This is a genomic window from Coprobacter fastidiosus, assembly GCF_030296935.1.
GTDB lineage: Bacteria > Bacteroidota > Bacteroidia > Bacteroidales > Coprobacteraceae > Coprobacter > Coprobacter fastidiosus.
Genome location: NZ_AP028032.1, coordinates 408,190 through 424,724 on the forward strand (window position 1 = coordinate 408,190; position 16,535 = coordinate 424,724).

Here is a 16,535-nt window from a genome sequence, read left to right on the forward strand (position 1 = left end):
AAAGCCCCATAAAAAGATGTAAATTTGCACATCTTGAAAACGTAAATATACGTAAATCATGTTTTTTACGTTATATATCTGAAAAGAAAGATTCTTTTGAAAATGAAATTCATGAAAATAAAGTTATATATATTCTTTATATTTCTTTTTATCGGATCTACTGTATTAGCACAATCTCGTATAAAAATTTCCGGGAAAGTGATCGATGCAGATAATCAAGGGTTAGAGTTAGTCAATGTGCGTATAGGGGGAACTACACAGGGAACATTAACCGATTTAAAAGGAGAATATGAGTTGACGGTCGCTTCTCAAGATTCGATAGAGATTATTTTTTCTTGTTTAGGTTATCGAACCGAAAAAAGGGTTTTGGCAGCACCGCAAGGTAATGTGGTGTTAAATATGAGGCTTTATACTAAGGATAAAAAATTGGGAGAGGTGGTTGTGACGGAAATAAGAAAACAGACTAGTACCCTCCAGAAAATAGATGCCAAAGATTTAAGGTTGATGCCGGATGCATCGGGAGGAAGCATTGAGAGTATGCTTTCGACCTTAGCCGGGGTTAATTCCAGTAATGAGCTTAGTTCCCAATATTCGGTACGTGGAGGAAATTTCGATGAAAATATCGTTTATGTAAATGGAATAGAGATATATAGGCCTTTGCTCGTGCGTTCAGGGCAGCAAGAAGGGTTAAGTTTTATTAATCCGGATATGGTCGGTAGTATAGGTTTTTCTTCTGGAGGGTATTCTGCAGAATATGGTGATAAAATGTCATCAGTATTGGATATTACCTATAAACAGCCTGAAGCTTTTGAGGGTGCTGTATCTGCCAGTTTTTTAGGTGCTAGCGCTATGATCGGACATAGTACGAAAAGATTTTCCCAGTTACATGGTTTCCGGTATAAAACTAATTCAACATTATTGAGCTCTTTAGATACGAAAGGTGAGTATGATCCTTCATTTTTTGATTACCAGACTTATTTGACATATAAGTTCTCTCCGAATTGGAATATCTCTCTCTTGGGAAATATATCTAACAATATCTATAACTTTACTCCGCAAGAGCGTACGACAAAATACGGAACTTATACTTCAGCATCACAGTTTAAGGTCTATTTTGACGGGCAGGAGAAAGATAAGTTTCAGACATTTTTCGGTGCTCTTTCTTTAAATTACGGTGTGTCGAAATATACTGCGTTATCGTTGCTGGCTTCGGCTTTTGCAACAAATGAGATCGTAACTTATGATATTACTGGAGAATATTGGCTTGATGAATTGGATATGGCGAATAATGGTGGAGTTCCGCAAACTTCCGGAACATTGGGATATGGAACTTATCATGAGCATGCTCGAAATCGCTTGAACGCTTCGGTTTTTGCAATAGCTGCTAAAGGAGCTACTCGTTTCGGTAAGAATGAATTGAAATATGGCGTTAATTTTCAACGTGAAATAATTAAGGACAGGGTACGTGAATGGGAACTTCGTGACTCTGCCGGGTATTCTTTACCGCATACGGGTAACGGAATAGATCTTGTTTCCAGCCTTAGTTCTTACCAGAATATGCAAAGCAATCGTTTCTCTTTTTATGCACAGGATACTTATAAATTACGGGCTAAGTCTGGCTTTTATACATTTACCGGAGGTATACGCGGCTCTTATTGGGGATTTAATAAAGAGTTTATTCTGAGTCCGAGAGCTTCGGTCGGTTACATTCCGAATTTTAATGATCGGTTGACATTCAGGTTTGCGACCGGTCTTTATTATCAGGCTCCTTTTTATAAAGAGTTGAGAGATACGGTGCGTACCGGAGAAAATTATGTAGTGCGTTTGAACCGTTCTATTAAATCTCAAAGATCTATTCATTTTGTATTAGGTAGCGATTATTCCTTTAGGGCGGTGAACAGACCATTTAAGTTTACAGCGGAGCTATATTATAAAAAACTGGATAATTTAATACCTTACGAAGTAGATAATGTCCGTATTTGGTATTCGGGACGGAATGAATCGAAAGGGTACGCTGCCGGATTGGATTTGAAGCTTTTCGGACAATTTGTTCCCGGAACGGATTCTTGGTTAAGTTTCTCATTGATGAGGACGCAAGAGACGATAGGAGGGATAAAAGTTCCTCGTCCGACGGAACAGAGGTATAGCATAGCACTGTTTTTTCAAGATTATGTACCCCGTTTCCCTAAATATAAATTTAGCTTGCGCGCAATTTGGTCGGACGGATTACCTGTCGGTGCTCCTCGGTTGGGACGTCAGGCTGGGTACTTTCGTACGACACCCTATCGTAGGGTGGATATAGGAGCTTCCCGTTTATTGGTCGGAGGAGAAGACCGACTAATGAAACGCGGATTTTTTCGTTATTTTAAGAGCATTTGGATCGGATTGGATGTCTTTAACTTGTTGGATATAAGTAATGTAAATTCTTATTATTGGGTGACTGACATTTATAATCATCAAAGTGCTGTTCCTAATTATCTTACTATGAGGCAGTTCAATCTGAGGTTATCGATGGAATTCTAAGTTGTGTATCCGTATTGAATATCCATGCTCCGGATTTTTTTATCGAATAACAATATATGCCTAATTGATCTGCTTCTTTTTGTAATGCTTGATGTTTGAAGTAATTGAGATCTGAACAAAGTATTACGGTCTGTATGCTGAATAACTCAGTAATATCCGACAGCTTTCCTGAAAAACCTTTACAGACAATAGCATAATCGATAGGGAGAAGATAAGTGCTTTTTTTGTTTTTCCAATATCCGGAGTTTAGTAATAGTATTTTGCTGCCTTTAAAATATATGAAGGGCTGACAGATTATCAGATTTTGAAGATCGCTACTGTCTTTTATGTGTATAATATTCCCTATTCTGTTTTTCATCCAGAAATTGAGGGCTTTTTTTTCTATCGTCGAATCTTGTTTTTCAGGATTTGAATGAAGAATATAATTAGTCCCGTTGTCGATGAAATTGATCGTAGTGCTGTGATTATCATGGTAAACGACCCATGCGTTTTGAATAGGATGACCCTTGTAAAAAGTGTCTGCTGTTAGGAACAATACTGCGAATGAAAGAGTAAAAATCAGAATGTCGCTGCGTCGTGTTCGGTAAGACCAGAAAAGAGCAAAAATAATGACAAACAGAAACAGAACATAATGAGATTCTATCCAGATATTCTTGATAGAAGAGAAATTAAGTGTAGAAATTATTTTAGTCAGGTGTTCTATATATATGAGAATTTGGTCTAATCCATTTACCAAAAAAGTCGCAGGTATTTGTAAATAATTCAATATTAAGACAAGCATCCCGCCTCCTAAGATAAAAGGGAGGACAGGAATAATGATCAGATTTGCCGGCAGGGAAAGTAAAGGTAACTCGTGAAAATAGTATACGGTTAACGGTAATGTCCCTATTTGCGCTGCGGCAGAGACACAAAATATCGATATTATGTATGATCCCCATTTCGAGGAAGGGTTTATCAGATCATAAAGGACCGGATAAATATAAAGAATTGAGAATACCGAGATGAAACTTAGTTGAAAACTGACATTAAATAGATAATACGGATTGTATAACAACATGAAAAATGCTGCTGCAAAAAGATTGTTCATGGTTGTTCCCTTACGGTCGAGAATTTGTCCGAATAATATGAAGCTGATCATGATTGTTGCTCTGACAGCAGAGGGAGATAATCCGGTTAGAAATGCGTATGCCCATAAAAAAATAATTATAAGAATCGGTCGTAATTTTGACATCTTTATCCATACGAGTGGGGTAAGAAGTACGTATAGCAATGACCATATAATACCGGTATGTAGTCCGCTGACAGCCAGTATATGAGCAAGTCCGCTTGTAGAAAACGCATTACGGATTTCTGGAGTGATTTCTTTTATATTTCCCAATAATAGAGCACTCAGTATTGCATAAGATGTTTCCGAAAAATTATCTTTTTTCAGTTTTTCTAATGCTGAATCTTGCAATCTTTGAGCAATACCTTTGATAGATTTATCTTGTTTATAACCTAATCGTTTCCAATCTTGTGCGTCTAAATATTGTGTATATAAGACTCCCTTGTATTTCATATAAGATGCATAATCGAAACTTTCGGGATTTTTAGAATTGACAATGGGTATGAGCTTCGGTTTGAATATGATTACATTATCTTTTATTAAGGATCGGGAAAGGTCATCCGGCTTAAAATATAGAATGACTTTTTGATTGTCGCGTATTATTTGTTCGTCTTGCTGAATCCATTCTTTTATCTCAGTTTCGCAACAGATCGAACGTTGTGTCTCTTTACAATTTGTGATGGTTGCAATAGCATATTTATAATTGGGTGAATAATGTCCCGTTTCGCTTTTTTGTTTTATAAATAATGTTGCAATTCCTATGGATATGAGGAAAAAAGATATGGCAATACCGAAATAGTGCCGGTTTATAAATCTTTTTGACGGAAACTTTGACGAATTGTAGTATTTAATGATAAATATGATTCCTAAAAACGAAGATATATAGATTGCATGGAGGAAGGGTAAAAAATGTTGTAATAAAATTCCTGCTATGAACGGAAGCAGTATGCGTAAAAACGGAGCTTCTTCGATTGGGAGAAAGGAATTTTTCATGCTATTTTTATATCGGGCTGTTTTTACGATATATACGGGAGTACAGGAAATGACAAATAAAGAATTGTGTGTTTCAAATATGGATTAGAATGAGATTAACAAAGAATGTTGTTGAGGTAATTTATCAGAGTTCCTGTCTCCGGTATTATATCGATTTTTATAATGTTTTAAGTTTTGCTATCATTTGCATAGGATCTGGAGTACTGAATATTGCATTTCCTGCAACAAGAATATCTGCTCCGGCTGTCAAAACTTTTTTACCGGTGTCTAAATTAATACCGCCGTCAACCTCAATGAGCGTATTGGCATTCTTCCGTAAAATCATCTCTTTTAAAACTGAGATTTTTTCAGTGGAATGTTCTATAAATTTCTGTCCTCCGAATCCCGGATTTACAGACATGATAAGTACCATATCAACATCCGAAACAATATCTTCCAATAAAGAAACAGGTGTGTGTGGATTTAATGTAACACCGGCTTTCATACCGTTTTCTCTTATCTGTTCTACAGTACGGTGCAAGTGTACGCAAGTCTCATAATGCACATTCATCATATAAGCGCCAATCCCTTTGATCTCCTTGATGAATTTAATAGGATCGGTGATCATAAGATGAACATCTAAAGGTTTTGTACTGATTTCTTTTACATATTTCAAAACCGGAAACCCGAAAGAAATATTCGGGACGAATACGCCGTCCATTATATCCAGATGTAACCAATCTGCTTCACTTTGGTTTACCATCTCTATAGCTGCCTGCAGATTACCGAAATCAGCGGATAAGAGGGACGGTGCTATTTTATGTGTCATATCTTGTAAAATCAGATTATATACAAAGATACAGATAGGATTTGGATTTATGAACAAAAAATAAAAGATTTTCTCTAAAAGCTTGAGGAATGTAGCGAGTTAAGTGATGTGCAGGAGCGGAAAAACAAACTTGGAAACTTTGGATACACAACTATTTAAACAAGCATTAAAGCTTCTTTAGGAATGAACAGACAATCATCAGAACTTAAAATCCTGTTTTTTGAAATATTCCTTTTCAAAAAACAGGATAAAGGTTAAGAGCCTGTCTCAATTTTATTCGGGTCAGGTTTGGACATTTCTTTCGAGGATATTTTCTGTTTTTACGAAGATGATAGCGGGCTATCTGATGAGAGAAAACGAGAAAAAAGACCGAAAGAAAACATAAAGATGACCTGATAATATTTTTTTGTTGAAAAATTTAGACAGGTCCTTAGTTTAGAATATATCCTCCGAGATTTTGAGGCAATTTGCTTTCGTAGGTATATGACCGTGCAAATTGCTTAAGAAGTTCGACTGTAGAACTTTTAGGTGTTAATATCGGAGCAATAGCTTTCTCTGAAAGCAGTCGAGGAGTAGAGCTTTTTTTCATAGGCACTGTTTTTTATTTTGTTTATTATTAAAACGTGCCTACTCTGTTTTTTATTATCTTTATATGCTATTTTTTTATAAAGAAAGTTCTATATGGTGATCTTCGGCCATTTTTCTCATATTTAAGATAGCATACCTCATACGTCCCAAAGCAGTATTGATACTTACATTTGTAGCGTCAGCAATCTCTTTAAAACTCATGTTTTTATAATAGCGCATGATGAGAACCTCTTTCTGGTTATCGGGAAGCGCAGCTACCAGTTTGCGAATATCGGCTCGAATTTGAGTCTGTACCAGTGAGTCTTCTATCGTTCCTTCACTTAATTCTTTTCGATTGAATACATCAGGATTCATTTCGTCATTAGATAAATGATTTTCACTTTTCTCCTGACGATAATAATCAATAATTAAATTGTGAGCTATGCGGGAAATCCAAGATGGAAATTTTCCGGTTTCGACATAGCGTCCTTGTTTGATAGTCGTGATTACTTTTACGAAGGTTTCCTGAAAAATGTCCTCGGTCAATTCTCTGTCTTTGACTATATAATATATATAAGAATAAATACGGTTTTTGTATCTGTTCAGAAGAATGTCAAAAGCCTCGTTATTACCCTTCGAATAAAGTACGACCAGTTCTTCGTCTGTTCGTGATGCTAAATTATTCATTACCTTGTAGTATGTTGGTTTAAGAGTAATGTTTTTCTATAGGCTCTTGTTTTTTATTTATGTGAATGAATTAGTTGATGATTTGTTGCAAATAAAATATATTTTCTATACAAAAAAAAGCATTCTTGTTATTTTTACTACTTAAAAGTTCATATTTAACAGCTTTAACACGTAAAATGTTAACTGTTTAAGAATTGAAGCTACGATAGGGGAATATAAAAGATTTGATAAAAAAAAGTGTATTTCTTACGCATTATTATTACTTTTGTAATTCGTTTACCAACTAAATTAACGTGAATTATGAAACCTACACTATTTGTTTTGGCTGCCGGAATGGGTAGCCGTTATGGCGGATTGAAGCAGTTAGACGGGCTTGGTCCTAATGGCGAAACTATCATGGATTATTCTATTTTTGATGCAGTGCGTGGTGGCTTCGGGAAAGTTGTTTTTGTAATCAGACATTCTTTTGAAGAAGATTTCAGGACAAAAATTTTAAAGAAATATGAGAATATAATACCTGTTGAGGTAGTATTTCAAGAATTAGATTATTTACCTGATGGGTTCTCTCTTCCTGAAGGCCGGGAGAAGCCGTGGGGAACTAATCATGCTGTATTAATGGGGAAAGATGTGATTAAAGAGCCATTTGCTGTCATTAATGCAGATGATTTTTATGGCCGTGAAAGTTTTGCCATTCTTGCAGATTATTTGTCTAAATTGGACGGAAAACAGAATGAATATTGTATGGTAGGATATCGTGTCGGAAATACTCTGTCCGAAAGTGGCTCTGTTGCTCGGGGAGTTTGCGAAATGAATGATAAAAATGAGCTGACCTCTGTTGTAGAGCGGACTCAAATAGAACGGCGTGACGGAAAGGTAATGTTTAAAGAGGGAGATGTCTGGACAGAAGTTGACGAGAATGCTCCCGTATCAATGAATATGTGGGGATTTACGCCCGATTACTTTAAATATTCAGAAGATTATTTTGTTCAGTTCTTAAAAGAAAATGCAGAAAATCTTAAGGCTGAATACTTTATTCCGTTGATGGTAAATCATTTGATTCAAAATAAAATCGCAACAGTTAAAGTTTTGGATACGCCTTCTAAATGGTTTGGTGTAACTTATGCTTTAGATCGTCCGGTTGTTGTAGATAAGATCAATGCTTTGGTTGCTGCCGGAGAGTACCCTGCTAAGTTATTTTAAAATATTTATGATGATAAAGAAAATGCACTTGAAATTTCAAGTGCATTTTCTTTATCATCATAATTTATCTTTTAAGTACTTCCCGGTGTAAGATTTTTCACAAGACGCAATATCTTCTGGAGTTCCTGCACAAACAAGAAAACCGCCTTTGTCTCCTCCTTCAGGACCCATGTCTATGACATAATCAGCACATTTAATTACGTCCATATTGTGTTCGATAATTACGACCGTATGCCCTTTTTCTATTAAAGAATCGAATGCTTTTAGTAATGTTTTTATATCATGAAAATGTAATCCTGTTGTCGGTTCGTCAAAAACGAATATCGTAGGCTCTTGCTTTTCATTGCTCAAAAAATAAGCGAGCTTTACCCGTTGATTTTCTCCACCCGAAAGGGTCGAAGAAGCCTGTCCGAGCTTAATATATCCTAATCCTACATCTTGTAGAGGTTTCAGTCTTTTGATGATTTTTTTCTCGGCGCTTCCTTGCTGTTCCGAAAAAAATTCGATAGCCTGATTGATAGTCATTTCCAATACATCATTGATATTCTTTCCTCGATATTCGATTTCAAGTATATCTTGTTTAAATCTTTTCCCGTGGCAACTTTCACATGTAAGAGTAATATCTGCCATAAATTGCATTTCAACAGTGATAGTTCCGTCGCCTTTACACTCTTCACAGCGTCCGCCTTCTACGTTGAACGAAAAGTATGCCGGGGTAAATCCCATTTGTTTAGCAGCCTGCTGGTCGGCATATAATTTTCTGATTTCATCAAAAGCTTTCAGGTATGTTGCCGGATTAGATCTTGATGATTTACCGATCGGATTTTGATCGACAAATTCGATATGTTTTACCAAATGCATGTCTCCGGAAAGTCGGTTGAATATACCGGGTTGTTCCCCGTCTTCTTCATAAAATCTGGAAAGAGATTTAAAAAATACGTCTCTGACCAGTGATGATTTTCCTGAACCGCTGACTCCGGTAACTACTGTCATTATATGTAAAGGAAATATGACATCTATCCCTTTGAGATTATTATGTGCAGCTCCTTCTATTTTTATATAGTTATTCCATTTCCTTCGGTGGGCGGGCGTTTCGATTTTTTCTTCACCGGTAAGATACCGAACCGTATAGCTTTTTGTAGCTTTTTCAAGTTTCGACAGGTCTCCTTGATAAACGACCTCTCCGCCGAGACGTCCTGCTTTAGGTCCTATGTCGATGATATAATCTGCTGCACGAATTATTTCTTCGTCATGTTCTACGACTATTACGGTATTTCCCAAAGCTTGCAGTTCTCTTAATACTTTTATAAGTAAAGTTGTATCACGGGAATGTAATCCGATACTGGGTTCATCCAGAATATATAGAGATCCGACAAGACTGCTTCCTAAAGATGTTGCAAGATTGATCCGTTGACTTTCTCCTCCTGAAAGAGTGGAAGATAGACGATTCAATGTCAGATAACCCAGTCCGACATTTACAAGAAAACCTATTCTGTTCTTTATTTCTGTCAGCAATCTTTTGGCGACAATGCTATCATGTTCATCTAATGCCAAAGTGTCGAAAAAGATTTTTAGATCTGTGATTGGTAAAGCGACCAATTCCGAAATAGATTTTCCTCCGATTTTTACATATTGTGCTTGAGGTTTTAGCCGACCCCCTTTGCAATCGGGACAAACAGTTTTACCTCGATATCGAGCGAGCATGACTCTGTATTGGATTTTGTATTGATTTTCTTCAAGCATTTTGAAAAAATCGTGAATTCCCCCGAAAAGATGATTCCCGTTCCACAAAAGTTCCTTTTCTCGTTCGGTAAGTTGATAATAAGGGCGATGTATGGGAAAATGAGAAGCTTCGGCTACACGAATCAAATTCTTTTTCCATTCGCTCATTTTTTCTCCTTTCCAGCACATGACGGCATCGTCAAATACCGATAACGCTTTATTGGGAATAACTAAATTTTCGTCGATGCCGATAACCTTACCGAAGCCTTCACAAGTCGGGCATGCTCCTACAGGGCTGTTGAAACTGAACATGAGATCGTTCGGCTCTTCAAAAGTGATACCGTCGGCTTCAAATCGTTTTGAGAATGTATGTTCTTCTATACCTTTTTCAGTATAAAATTTAAGAATACATTCACCTCCTCCTTCAAAAAATGCGGTTTCTGCAGAGTCTGTCAATCGGCTTATTGTATTTTTTTCAGAGGAAACAGTCATTCTGTCTATTATTAAGAAAAGAGATGACGTGTCTATGTTAGATGTATGTTCTAATTCTTCTATCCGAATGGTTTTTCCCTTATATTCAACACGATTATATCCCTCTTTTAATAAAATCTCAAGTTGCGTTTCCAAGGTTCGGCCTTTGGGAATATGCAATATCGTGAGAACGGAGAACCGTGTTCCTTCCGAATAATTAGACATACATCTGATTATATCTTCTGTCTGATGTTTTTTGACCTCTTTCCCAGATATTGGAGAAATTGTTTTTCCTATACGAGCATATAATAGCCGTAGGTAATCGTAAATTTCGGTGGAAGTGCCTACCGTGGAACGGGGATTTCGAGTATTGACTTTTTGTTCTATTGCGATTGCCGGAGGGATTCCTTTTATGAAATCACACTCAGGTTTGCTCATGCGTCCTAAAAATTGCCGTGCATAGGCAGAAAGGCTTTCGACATACCGGCGTTGTCCTTCTGCATATAAAGTATCGAATGCCAAAGACGACTTTCCTGAACCGGAGAGTCCTGTTATTACAATTAGTTTATCCCGGGGTATCTCAATGTCGATGTTTTTGAGATTATTCACCCGAGCGCCTTTTATAAATATTGAGTTATCGGTCATATTGGCTGGTCAAATCAAAATTAACTTACAAAGATACGAATAAGTCAAGCGCAAAAACAAATAAAATTTGATTTTGTCGAGCGGGAGTATCTAAGACACAGTCGAAGATAATATATTAAAGTGGATATAAAAAAAGGTTCGTCTCTTTCAGATACATTATATATAATTTTTTCTCTTTGGGGATTTAATAAGGAAAAAATAAAATAATCTCAAAAAAGTGGAATATTTTATGTGGAAAAAAATAAAACCCATCTGATTTTTGTTAACTTTGTAATAGCACTAAAAAATAAATGATTATGAAAAATTTATCAGCATTATTTGCCTTTTTGGGTGGTGCAGCCGTTGGTGCTGCACTGGGAGTCCTGTTCGCTCCGGAAAAAGGAGAGGATACTCGTAAACGAATTTGCCAGCTCCTTCGTGAAAAAGGAATTAAATTGAACCATCATGAGATGGATGAATTGGTAGATCAGATCACTTCAGAATTAAGTTCGGATAAAGAGTAGAAGATTCTTAGGACAAGTATGGCTATTTGTGTTATACTTGTCCTTTAAGTTTATGTGTTTTATGATAAATAATGATCCAAAACCTGTATCTGTGCATCAATTGATTGCTGAAATAAAAGAGTATCTTGAATTACAACGAGATTTATTGAAAGTTGAAGGAGTTGAGAAACTTACAATTCTTATTTCCGCTTTTCTTGTTTTGATGATAAGTATTATTCTTGGGGGAGGAGCTCTTTTTTATTTGCTTTTTGCTTTGGCCTATTTATTGGAGCCGGCTATTGGTTTGATAGGAGCATTCGGTATTATAGGTTGCGTTTGCTTATCGATATTAGTTGTCGTTGTTTTGTTGAGGAAGCAACTCATAATTAATCCGATAGTTCGGTTTCTATACAAATTATTTTTAAAAGATATGTGATGAATGTCCGGGAAAAAAAGGTAACATTAGAGGATTTATTAGTTCAAAAGCAAGAGCTGAAGAAACAAATTGAAAGTCAGCAGCAGAAGCTTGTTGAATCTTATTATTTATTGACAGAGCCGTTTTCTTTTAATCCGATGCATTCGTCATTGATGAAGAAATTAACGACGGGATTTGCCATATTTGACGGTTTTATGATAGGGCTAAAAATTATCCGTAAAATAAAAAATCTGTTTCGATAATTTTTAAATAGAGCATGGATGTTGTAAATAAATAAGAATTTTCTTGGAAATATAGTTTAATTCCTCTATTTTTGTGTTCAAATTTTAAAATCAAATTAATCGAGAAGAGTAAAAAGTAAAAAAAGTAAGTATGAAAAAGAATTTATTTTATTTGTTTATAGCATTGTTTGCTGTTACATCTATGACTGCATGTGGTGATGACGATGATGATAAAGATACAGGTATTAATGTTGCCGGATCATATACCGGTACGATTATTGTTAATATTACCGATGAAGAATCTGAGAATCCGATAAAATTAGAAAATCAGGAATTCACCGTAACTCAGAATGGACAAGAATCTATTAATTTGTCTATTTCTGGACTTGTATTAGCAGAAGGTACTGCCCCTATGGATATTAGTGCACCTAATGTGCCTTTTTCTGTAGATGGTGAAAAAGTTATTTTGAATTCGACAGATCTTAATATTCCCTTGAAAGTATTAGGCGGTTTAGATGCATATATAAAGTCTATGGTAGGAAATTTTCAAGGGAATGAAGTTGCTTTTAAAATTGTTGCAGAACAAGAGTTGGTAGAAAAAGTCTATATAACTGTTACTGGGACGAAAAAGTAAGAATTTTATTCAATAAATCAGGATAAAATAAGGGTGAAGATTTGACCAAATCTTTACCCTTTATTCTTTTTGAAGAAGTTAATTTGCAGCATCATGAGAACTTTACCTTGAAATCTATTGTTTTTTATACATAATGTATAAAAATATTGTTATGTATAAGAAATTATTATTTTTTGTCGGAGTTTTATTGCTCCTGTCTTCGTGTACTAATAACTATACAATCGAAGGAACTGTGGATAAGATGGCAGATGGAGCAAAAGTACTACTCCGAAAACAAGTAAATGAATCGTTTGTCGACTTGGACAGTACTTTTGTAAAAAATGGAAAGTTTGTATTTCGAGGAAAGCAAGATACTGCGGCTATGGCGTTATTGACAGTCGAGAGTAGAGAGAAATTGCCTTATATGCCGGTTCTGTTTATTTTGGAAAATGGAAATCTGAAAGTTAAAGTAGATACAGTTTCATCAGTTTCAGGTACGAAGTTGAATGATGTATTTCAAAGTTATATGGAATCTCGATTTAGTACGGATAAAAAAATGGAACAACTAAGTCGGGAATATGTGACGGATTACCTTACGGGGACATTGACGGATAGCATCTTGACAAAATTGAAAAAACAATTTTCAGATGAAGAAGTGAATTTGAAAATCTTGACTCAAAAATATATACAAAATAATACCGACAACGTTTCAGGAATTTACGTATTTCTCCAAAACAGTTATTTATTCTCACCTGAGGAGCAAGCTGCGATAATCCAGGATGCAAAGCAGTTTTTTAAAGAAGATCGTATGATACAGACGTTTTCGGATATTTTAGAACATACCCGAAATATTGCTGTCGGAATGCCATATGTTGATTTAAAAATGCAAGATCCGAAAGGAAAAGAGGTCTCATTATCTGATTACGTTGGAAAAGGGAAATATGTGTTGGTCGATTTTTGGGCTTCATGGTGCGCTCCTTGCCGAAAACAGATGCCGACATTAATCAGTTTATATGATCGGTTTAAAAATAAGAACTTTGAAATTATCGGTGTTTCGTTTGACAATAATAAAAATGAGTGGATTCAATACATTCAGAATGCAAAACTTCCGTGGCCTCAGATGAGTGATTTGAACGGATGGGAGTCTGAAGCAGTATTACTTTATGCGATACAAGGCATACCGCATACGATATTAGTAGATCCGCAAGGAAAAATTGTAGCAAAAGATTTGAAAGGTTCAGCTTTGGTGAAGAAATTAGAAGAAGTCCTGAAATAATTTGAATAATAAGACTATCTTTGCATTGTCATACAAAAGAGAGGTGTAGGCCTCTCTTTTGGCATTAATTAAGAAGAAATGAAACGAATATTTATTTTTACTATTTTGTCTTTGTGTATAGTGTCGGGGGGTAAAGCCCAGCAGATTGATTATAAAGCTACAGCATTTAACTTATTTTTGAATGGAAAAATTTCCCAGTGGCCGTGGGTCATTAATAAGATGGTTGCTGATCCTAAATTGCAAGATACAGAAGGACAGTTGGAAATTTTAACATATTATTATGGTTTGGTCGGTCATTTGATGGATGTCGGGCAGAAAAAACAGGCATCGGAGAATTTGCGGAAGGCTAATGAGCTTGCGATGAAGCTGTATAAAACAAATCCGGACAATCCTCTTTTACTTGGTCTCATGTCTAATTTGACAGGTTTTCAAATAGCCCTATCCCCTTTGAAAGCTACAACCTTAGCTAAAGGTATGATGAATAAAGCTAAAAAATCTATTGCTAAAGGGCCGAATGATCCGCATGTAAATATTTTATATTCGAATATCTTGTTCTATATGCCGGGAATCTTTGGAGGAGATACGGAGAAAGCGTTACAAGGTTATAAAAAAGCTTTACAAACAATGGAAGCTGATCCCGAGTTGAAAAAAAATAATTGGATGTACATTCAATTAATGGTAACAATCGGGGTCGTAGAAGAAAAACGAGAGAATTATGTGGAAGCTCAGAAAATGTATCGTAAAGTTTTAGAGTTATATCCGGAATATGCACATGTGAAAAATGTTTCTTATCCTCGTTTATTGGAAAAAATGAAAGGTTGATACGATTTTAGTTTATCTCATTAGCTTATAAAAGGATGAATTATATTGAAGTTAAAATACAAATAACCCCCTGTTCCGAAGTAAGTACAGATTTGCTTTCTGCATTTTTAGGGGAAATCGGATTCGATAGCTTTGTTTCTTTTGAAGAAGGACTTTTTGCGTATATTCCGTCATCTTTATTCGATGAAGATCGTATGAAACGATCGTTCGCTTTAGTTCCGGTCGATTGTGCAATCGATTATTCTGTAATCGAAATTCCAGACCGTAATTGGAATGAAGAGTGGGAAAAAAACTATTTTACACCTATTGTAATTGGAAATGAATGTGTGGTTCACAGCTCTTTTCATACCGATATACCCGAGGTAAAATATGACATTTTGATAGATCCGAAAATGTCGTTTGGTACGGGACATCATGAGACAACAAGTACTATGATGGAAATGATGCTTAAAACTTCATTTGAGAACAAGGTTGTGTTGGATATGGGATGCGGAACGGCCATATTGTCTATTTTGGCGAGTATGAGAGGTGCGAAATCTGTCACGGGAGTTGATATCGATGAGTGGGCCTATGAAAATGCTCTTGAAAACATTCAGTTGAATCATATTTCGAATATAGATATTTTGTTAGGAGGATCGGAACAAATTGCCGGTAAAAAATATGATATTATATTGGCGAATATAAACCGGAATGTTTTGTTGGAGAATATGAAAATTTATAGTGCTTGCATGAATGAAAATTCTGAACTTTATATGAGTGGATTTTATAAAGAGGATATTCCTGTGATATGCGAAGAGGCAAATCATTGCGGGTTAGTATTGGAAACTTATACCGAGAAAAACCGATGGGTGGGTACTAAATTCGTAAAGAAAGGTAATATATGAAACCATTGCAAAAGGTCACGATATATGATTTAGCCAAAGAACTGAATACTTCGGCTTCAACCGTTTCACGAGCTTTGCAAAATCATCCGAGAATTAGTGAAAAGATGAAAAAAGCGGTGTCGGAGCTCGCAGAGAAGATGAATTATCATCCCGATCCGGTAGCCCATCATTTAAGAACGGGAAAAGGATCGGTTATCGGAGTTATTGTTCCGAGGATCGACCGTCATTTTTTCGCTTCGGTCATCGGAGGAATCGAGAGTGTTGCTCATGCTGCTGGTTATAGTGTTTTAGTTTCTCAGTCGAACGAACGTTGGGAAGAAGAAAAGAATATCGTGAAAACTATGCTTGCGAAGAAAATCGATGGTTTGGCAATATCTTTAGCTTCAGAAACTACAGATTATAAACATTTTGATGCTGTTATTAGCAGAGGAGTACCGGTTGTTTTTTTTGATAGAGTTCCGTTAGACAAGAGGAGCAGTTGTGTGAGAATAGATAATCGGACAGCGGCCTATAATGCAGTAATGCATTTAATAAAGCAGGGTTGTACTCGCATAGTTCATTTATCAGGACCTCAGGCTATTAGTGTTTATAAAGACCGACAAGATGGATATGTTCAAGCTTTGATGGATTCGGATATTCGGGTAGATTCATCTTTAATTTTTGAAAACAGTATCACTTTAGCGACAGGTGAAGAAGCTGGAAAAAAGATACTTGCAATGCCTGTTCTTCCGGATGCGATTTTTTCCGCCGGAGATTATTCGGCAATGGGGGTTATGCATGTTTTGAAAAAAAATGGCGTGAAAGTTCCTGAAGACATTGCTATTGTCGGATTTGCTAATGAACCTTTTGATTCTTTTGTAGAGCCTCCTTTAAGTTCTGTTGATCAGGTAAATAAAAAAATGGGTGAGACAGTAGCTGAAGTTTTATTAGAAGAAATGTCTGTTGATCCGGAAAACCGGAAATGGGTCGATAAGGTATTGGACTCCTCTTTGATTATAAGAGAGTCATCGATTAAAAAAGATAATTTATCAAAAAAAGATATTTAAGGTATTGTTTGAAGATTATTTTTTTATACATTTG

General features: G+C 35.9%; 15 protein-coding genes. 10 read left to right on the forward strand and 5 right to left on the reverse strand.

Annotation, left to right across the window (positions count from 1 at the left end):
* The first annotated feature begins 111 nt into the window (after positions 1 to 111).
* Positions 112 to 2,523 (forward strand): TonB-dependent receptor, encoded by a 2,412-nt coding sequence (locus QUE35_RS01585; protein WP_122303547.1) that lies wholly within the window; start codon positions 112 to 114, stop codon positions 2,521 to 2,523.
* Here the strand turns inward: QUE35_RS01585 and QUE35_RS01590 are convergent.
* The 4 genes from QUE35_RS01590 to QUE35_RS01605 form a co-directional block, all read right to left on the reverse strand.
* Entirely contained in the window at positions 2,495 to 4,621 is a 2,127-nt protein-coding gene (locus tag QUE35_RS01590; RefSeq protein ID WP_022600653.1) for a ComEC/Rec2 family competence protein, read from the reverse strand. The genes QUE35_RS01585 and QUE35_RS01590 overlap by 29 nt on opposite strands.
* Positions 4,622 to 4,778: 157 nt before the next feature.
* Positions 4,779 to 5,429, reverse strand: coding sequence for a ribulose-phosphate 3-epimerase (gene rpe / locus QUE35_RS01595; protein ID WP_022600651.1), 651 nt, complete (start codon positions 5,427 to 5,429; stop codon positions 4,779 to 4,781).
* Between the two features lie 430 nt (positions 5,430 to 5,859).
* Positions 5,860 to 6,018: a hypothetical protein gene (locus QUE35_RS01600; RefSeq protein ID WP_009316907.1), complete on the reverse strand. Its 159-nt coding sequence runs from the start codon at positions 6,016 to 6,018 to the stop codon at positions 5,860 to 5,862.
* A gap of 74 nt (positions 6,019 to 6,092) precedes the next feature.
* Positions 6,093 to 6,683 (reverse strand): RNA polymerase sigma factor, encoded by a 591-nt coding sequence (locus QUE35_RS01605; RefSeq protein ID WP_009316908.1) that lies wholly within the window; start codon positions 6,681 to 6,683, stop codon positions 6,093 to 6,095.
* A gap of 300 nt (positions 6,684 to 6,983) precedes the next feature.
* Here QUE35_RS01605 and QUE35_RS01610 point away from each other — a divergent pair, with 300 nt between their 5' ends.
* Positions 6,984 to 7,883: a glycosyltransferase family protein gene (locus QUE35_RS01610; RefSeq protein WP_009316909.1), complete on the forward strand. Its 900-nt coding sequence runs from the start codon at positions 6,984 to 6,986 to the stop codon at positions 7,881 to 7,883.
* A gap of 57 nt (positions 7,884 to 7,940) precedes the next feature.
* Here QUE35_RS01610 and uvrA read toward each other — a convergent pair whose 3' ends face one another.
* Positions 7,941 to 10,721, reverse strand: a complete 2,781-nt coding sequence (gene uvrA / locus QUE35_RS01615) for an excinuclease ABC subunit UvrA (RefSeq protein WP_022600650.1) — start codon at positions 10,719 to 10,721, stop codon at positions 7,941 to 7,943.
* A 296-nt stretch (positions 10,722 to 11,017) separates the two neighbouring features.
* Here uvrA and QUE35_RS01620 point away from each other — a divergent pair, with 296 nt between their 5' ends.
* The 8 genes from QUE35_RS01620 to QUE35_RS01655 all read left to right on the forward strand — a co-directional run bounded on the left by QUE35_RS01620 (position 11,018) and on the right by QUE35_RS01655 (position 16,501).
* Positions 11,018 to 11,224, forward strand: coding sequence for a YtxH domain-containing protein (locus QUE35_RS01620; RefSeq protein ID WP_022390768.1), 207 nt, complete (start codon positions 11,018 to 11,020; stop codon positions 11,222 to 11,224).
* Positions 11,225 to 11,285: 61 nt separating this feature from the next.
* The gene (locus tag QUE35_RS01625; RefSeq protein ID WP_022600649.1) at positions 11,286 to 11,639 is read left to right on the forward strand and encodes a phage holin family protein; all 354 of its coding nucleotides are present in this window, start codon (positions 11,286 to 11,288) and stop codon (positions 11,637 to 11,639) included.
* A complete protein-coding gene (locus tag QUE35_RS01630; RefSeq protein ID WP_022600648.1) occupies positions 11,639 to 11,881 on the forward strand; it encodes a hypothetical protein in 243 nt (80 codons plus the stop codon). The genes QUE35_RS01625 and QUE35_RS01630 overlap by 1 nt, the downstream gene beginning before the upstream one ends.
* A gap of 130 nt (positions 11,882 to 12,011) precedes the next feature.
* Positions 12,012 to 12,494, forward strand: a complete 483-nt coding sequence (locus QUE35_RS01635; RefSeq protein WP_081705607.1) for a calycin-like domain-containing protein — start codon at positions 12,012 to 12,014, stop codon at positions 12,492 to 12,494.
* Between the two features lie 151 nt (positions 12,495 to 12,645).
* A complete protein-coding gene (locus tag QUE35_RS01640; protein WP_031258339.1) occupies positions 12,646 to 13,749 on the forward strand; it encodes a TlpA disulfide reductase family protein in 1,104 nt (367 codons plus the stop codon).
* Positions 13,750 to 13,827: 78 nt separating this feature from the next.
* A complete protein-coding gene (locus tag QUE35_RS01645) occupies positions 13,828 to 14,571 on the forward strand; it encodes a tetratricopeptide repeat protein (protein WP_022600645.1) in 744 nt (247 codons plus the stop codon).
* Between the two features lie 35 nt (positions 14,572 to 14,606).
* Positions 14,607 to 15,455: a 50S ribosomal protein L11 methyltransferase gene (gene prmA / locus QUE35_RS01650; RefSeq protein WP_022600644.1), complete on the forward strand. Its 849-nt coding sequence runs from the start codon at positions 14,607 to 14,609 to the stop codon at positions 15,453 to 15,455.
* Entirely contained in the window at positions 15,452 to 16,501 is a 1,050-nt protein-coding gene (locus tag QUE35_RS01655; protein WP_022600643.1) for a LacI family DNA-binding transcriptional regulator, read from the forward strand. The genes prmA and QUE35_RS01655 overlap by 4 nt, the downstream gene beginning before the upstream one ends.
* Positions 16,502 to 16,535 lie beyond the last annotated feature (34 nt).

Coding starts and splice junctions, on each gene's coding strand:
- QUE35_RS01635 (WP_081705607.1), top strand. CDS start 12,012: ATGAAAAAGAATTTATTTTATTTGTTTATAGCATTGTTTGCTGTTACA.
- QUE35_RS01630 (WP_022600648.1), top strand. CDS start 11,639: ATGAATGTCCGGGAAAAAAAGGTAACATTAGAGGATTTATTAGTTCAA.
- QUE35_RS01590 (WP_022600653.1), bottom strand. CDS start 4,621: ATGAAAAATTCCTTTCTCCCAATCGAAGAAGCTCCGTTTTTACGCATA.
- QUE35_RS01600 (WP_009316907.1), bottom strand. CDS start 6,018: ATGAAAAAAAGCTCTACTCCTCGACTGCTTTCAGAGAAAGCTATTGCT.
- QUE35_RS01620 (WP_022390768.1), top strand. CDS start 11,018: ATGAAAAATTTATCAGCATTATTTGCCTTTTTGGGTGGTGCAGCCGTT.
- QUE35_RS01625 (WP_022600649.1), top strand. CDS start 11,286: ATGATAAATAATGATCCAAAACCTGTATCTGTGCATCAATTGATTGCT.
- QUE35_RS01645 (WP_022600645.1), top strand. CDS start 13,828: ATGAAACGAATATTTATTTTTACTATTTTGTCTTTGTGTATAGTGTCG.
- QUE35_RS01640 (WP_031258339.1), top strand. CDS start 12,646: ATGTATAAGAAATTATTATTTTTTGTCGGAGTTTTATTGCTCCTGTCT.
- rpe (WP_022600651.1), bottom strand. CDS start 5,429: ATGACACATAAAATAGCACCGTCCCTCTTATCCGCTGATTTCGGTAAT.
- QUE35_RS01585 (WP_122303547.1), top strand. CDS start 112: ATGAAAATAAAGTTATATATATTCTTTATATTTCTTTTTATCGGATCT.
- QUE35_RS01605 (WP_009316908.1), bottom strand. CDS start 6,683: ATGAATAATTTAGCATCACGAACAGACGAAGAACTGGTCGTACTTTAT.
- QUE35_RS01610 (WP_009316909.1), top strand. CDS start 6,984: ATGAAACCTACACTATTTGTTTTGGCTGCCGGAATGGGTAGCCGTTAT.
- uvrA (WP_022600650.1), bottom strand. CDS start 10,721: ATGACCGATAACTCAATATTTATAAAAGGCGCTCGGGTGAATAATCTC.
- QUE35_RS01655 (WP_022600643.1), top strand. CDS start 15,452: ATGAAACCATTGCAAAAGGTCACGATATATGATTTAGCCAAAGAACTG.
- prmA (WP_022600644.1), top strand. CDS start 14,607: ATGAATTATATTGAAGTTAAAATACAAATAACCCCCTGTTCCGAAGTA.